Below are 3,649 nucleotides of genomic sequence, written 5' to 3' on the forward strand. Positions count from 1 at the left end.
GCCCTGCAGCTGGTTTACCTTGCTTTGTGTTTGCTGCTGCACCACACCTGCGGTGCGGCGGTAACCGGCAATATATTCACGGATGGTTTTACGTGCGTCGCTGATCTGCGCATCCACATTCTGCAGGATCACGCTGCTGGGCTGCAGCGTTAAGGAGAGTCTTTTATGTTCCTTCAGCATTTCCTCATAACGGCTTATGAGGGCCGTGAGCGTTTGATCCACATTGCCTACCGGTGCAAAAGGATAATCGCCGGAGGGGTTGCTTACATAATTTTCAACCTGGTCAAATACGGAGAGCTGCAGGTTAGCTTCATTCAGCTTCAGATCGGCTTCCTTTACCTGTTCCAGCGCCAGCTTGGCGCCTTCATCAATATCCGTGATGCCCCTTTGCACCTTAAACTGCTCCTCCTGTTTTTCCAGCAGGCCCAGCTCCTCTTTCAATGAATCTATGCGGCCATTGAGGAAGTTGATGGTCTTATAGGATACGCGGTTCTTATCGTCCAGCGTATAATCGTTATAGTTATCCAGCAGCGCATTCAGGAAATCCGCTGTTCTTTCCGGCACCGGGTCTTTATAAGTGACCAGCACAATGGTGGCATCCCTGTTCACCAATGCGGTGCTGATATCTTCCGCGATGTCATAGGCCAGCTCTATCACAGAATCAACCCGTATGCGGTAGGTGCCGGTGAGGTTTGCTGCAGTTGCTGCGGGGCCGTAGCTGATGGCAAAGCGGTCTTTGAGCACCGTAAAAGGCTCCCCGGGCAGCACCTTCAGCTGTACACTGGAATCATGGTCCGGCATGCTGGCTTTTATTTTCAGCTGCCCGTTCTCAGGCGTTACATCAAATTTATAATAGCCCACCTTTGCGCTATCACTCAGTACCCGGATGATGAGGGGCGTATTATGATACAGCTCCTCATTCCGTACCGTACCTTTTGCATAGTAACGGATATTAAAATGGTTCTTGCTGATAGTTGTTTCCAGCAGGATGGGTGATTTAAGCACCTCCATTTCATTTTCAATATTCTTACCACTGTTAAAGAGCGATAATGATTTTAAGATATCCGCTTCTTCCCCGCCTGTTTTCTTTTCATCTTTCAGGTACAGCTTAGCGGCCGACATATACACCGGCTTTTTGTATTTCAGATAGATGAAGGCGCCGCCCACTGCCAGCAGCAGCACCATCAGGTATAACGGCCAGTGAAAGATTATTTTCCGGAACAGATCGTTCAGATCAATAACGGCAGGCTTGTTATGTGTGTTCTTTTCATTCATAAGGTGGCATCATTTACTGAGAATAACGATGGTGGTGACCAATGAAATAGTGGCGAGAATAGCCGGTAAAAGCTGCAGGAGCTTAGACTGGGGAAACAGCTTGCCGGGGCCGGGCTTTACATAGATCACATCATTATTCACCAGGTAGTAATAAGGTGAGGAAAGTGTTTTACTATCATTCAGATTAATGGAAGTATAATTTTTAACGCCATTCACTTCCCGTATGATCATGATATCATCTCTTTTGGCAGTAACATTCAGATCGCCGGCCATGCTCAGCGCGTCCAGCACGGAGGCCCGCTCAGCGCCTATCCTGAAGGAGCCGGGACGGGCCACATCGCCCAGCACCGATACCTGGAAGTTAACCAGCCGGGTAGATACATAGGCGTTCTTAATTGTTTTTTCAAGCTCCTGCGCTACCTGGTCATTAATAGCGGCAGTGGTTTTACCCTGTACATTCAGCTTGCCAACCATGGGTAAGCTGATATTGCCGGCGCTATCTACCAGGTATCCCTGTTCCATACCATTGCCGGAAATGCCGGGCGTGCTTACCTGGTTAGGGTTCAGCAGCATGGATACTTCTTTATCATACGTAGTAATGGTGATCTGTAAAACATCGCCGGGCTGTATGCGTATCTGCGGCAGGCGGCTTGCTGCATCGGTTCCCGTGGCGGCGGCAATGTCGTTAAAATAGGTAAGCTTCCTGTTGGTGCTGCAGGCGGACAATATTACAATACATAATATAGCCAGTGCCATGTTCAGTTGTAATCTCATAGATTGATCTATCAAATGCTGTTAAAGTTGGTGTTATTAGCTTATGATCGCTGGTTCTGCTATGCTAATGGGTTGTTTTGCCTTTCTGAAAAGCCGGCTCCTCAGTTTTTCCTGAACAGGATATTCAAAACCATAGTGTGCGGCAACGCTTAAGGGCAACAGTATGGTAAAAAATAACAGTATGGTGTATGGAGATTGGTAAACGGTACGGCTGATGCCATAGTGGTCCGTGATGAGCACAAAAGTTATTTGCAGGGGAAAGTGCAGTAAGTACATGGCGTAGCTGCTATTGCCCAGCCATGACCATCTTTTACCGGACGACCTGCTATTGGTACCCCATAACACCAGGGTTAATACTATAAGGGGGGCTATGACGCTGCGGAAAAAAACCCGGCCTGCTATTACTGCTGCAGAAACGTAAAATGCTTCATCACGGCCGGGAGCAACCTGTTGCAACAGGCGTATCACTGTTTGTGAAAGGGAAGAAAAATTACCAGACAGCACTAATCCTGTAAATAATAATATAGTAATGGTGGCTATCCAGGGCAGCAACTCCCGGATCCTGTTCTCATCCACAATCCACTTATAGGCATAATACACCAGCGCACCCTCGAAGAAAGAAAAGATACCTTTGCCCAGCAGATCGTAAAAACAATATACCAGCAAACCGGCCGGCACCATCAATGCCAGTGCCCATAGCCTGCGCTGCAAATACAAACGGCAGGTGATAAAAAAGAGGATATAGAGGAATACCTCTACTGATGCAGACCAGGAAGGGCCGTTAAAGGAAGGACCTTTTTCCAGGCCCCAGTTCTGAATAAATAAAAGGTTCAGGAAAAAATGGTATACATCATTATACTGGATAATAAAGTAATGCCCTGCATTACGCAGCATGAGGTATTGCAGCAATGCTACCAGCAGCAGGCTTGCAAAATGAATGGGATACAGGCGGGTCATGCGGTACCACATGAACTTGCCAAACCCTATCTTACCACTGCTAACCCTTTCCGCATACAGCCAGAAGAATATAAACCCTGATAACAGGAAGAAAAGATCCACCACCACCATTGGATGGTCATAAACCAGGGATAGCCACCGGTACCCGGGTAAAGCTGCCGGATCATATCCATTCTCTGTATATACATCATTCGTATAATAAAAGAATTGCCAATGGGCAAATATTACTATAAAGGCTGAAACAGCTCTGATAGTGTCCAGTGTGTAAAGATATGCAGGCTGCGTTTTCCCGGGGTGCAGGCTTAGCGTTTTCATCATATTGGATCTGCGAAACCGTATTTAGGGCGTTCGTTCAACAGCATCCAATTTAGATATAATAACAAAGTGATAACAAAACTGCAGCAGGAATGAATAAAATGGATAAGGCAGTTTAAAATAAATAAAAAGACCTCCGGAAGTGAAAAGTAAAAAAGTAAAAATTAAAAAGTAAAAAGTAAAAAGTAAAAATGGAGCGGATGGATAGTTGGCGGTTGGCAGTTAGCTGTTAGCGGTTAGCTGTTAGCGGTTAGCTGTTAGCGGTTGGCTGTTGAACGCGGATGGCGGTTAGCAGTTAGCGGTTGGCGGTTAGCAGTTAGCGGTTGGC

General features: G+C 46.7%; 3 protein-coding genes. All 3 read right to left on the minus strand.

Features of this window, described 5'->3' with window-relative positions; translation table 11 throughout:
- The coding region (locus VIM87_RS20810; protein WP_331998868.1) for a GumC family protein at nt 1-1,275 on the minus strand (1,275 nt) is incomplete at its 3' end.
- Nucleotides 1,276-1,284: 9 nt separating this feature from the next.
- Entirely contained in the window at nt 1,285-2,049 is a 765-nt protein-coding gene (locus VIM87_RS20815; RefSeq protein WP_331998869.1) for a polysaccharide biosynthesis/export family protein, read from the minus strand.
- Between the two features lie 36 nt (nt 2,050-2,085).
- The gene (locus VIM87_RS20820; protein ID WP_331998870.1) at nt 2,086-3,324 is read right to left on the minus strand and encodes an acyltransferase; all 1,239 of its coding nucleotides are present in this window, start codon (nt 3,322-3,324) and stop codon (nt 2,086-2,088) included.
- Nucleotides 3,325-3,649: the final 325 nt, after the last annotated feature.

The sequence above is a fragment of the Chitinophaga sp. genome (assembly GCF_036569125.1).
GTDB lineage: Bacteria > Bacteroidota > Bacteroidia > Chitinophagales > Chitinophagaceae > Chitinophaga.

Excerpts from the sequence above, each read along its gene's own strand:
- VIM87_RS20815 (WP_331998869.1), bottom strand. The coding sequence starts at position 2,049 with ATGAGATTACAACTGAACATGGCACTGGCTATATTATGTATTGTAATA.
- VIM87_RS20820 (WP_331998870.1), bottom strand. The coding sequence starts at position 3,324 with ATGATGAAAACGCTAAGCCTGCACCCCGGGAAAACGCAGCCTGCATAT.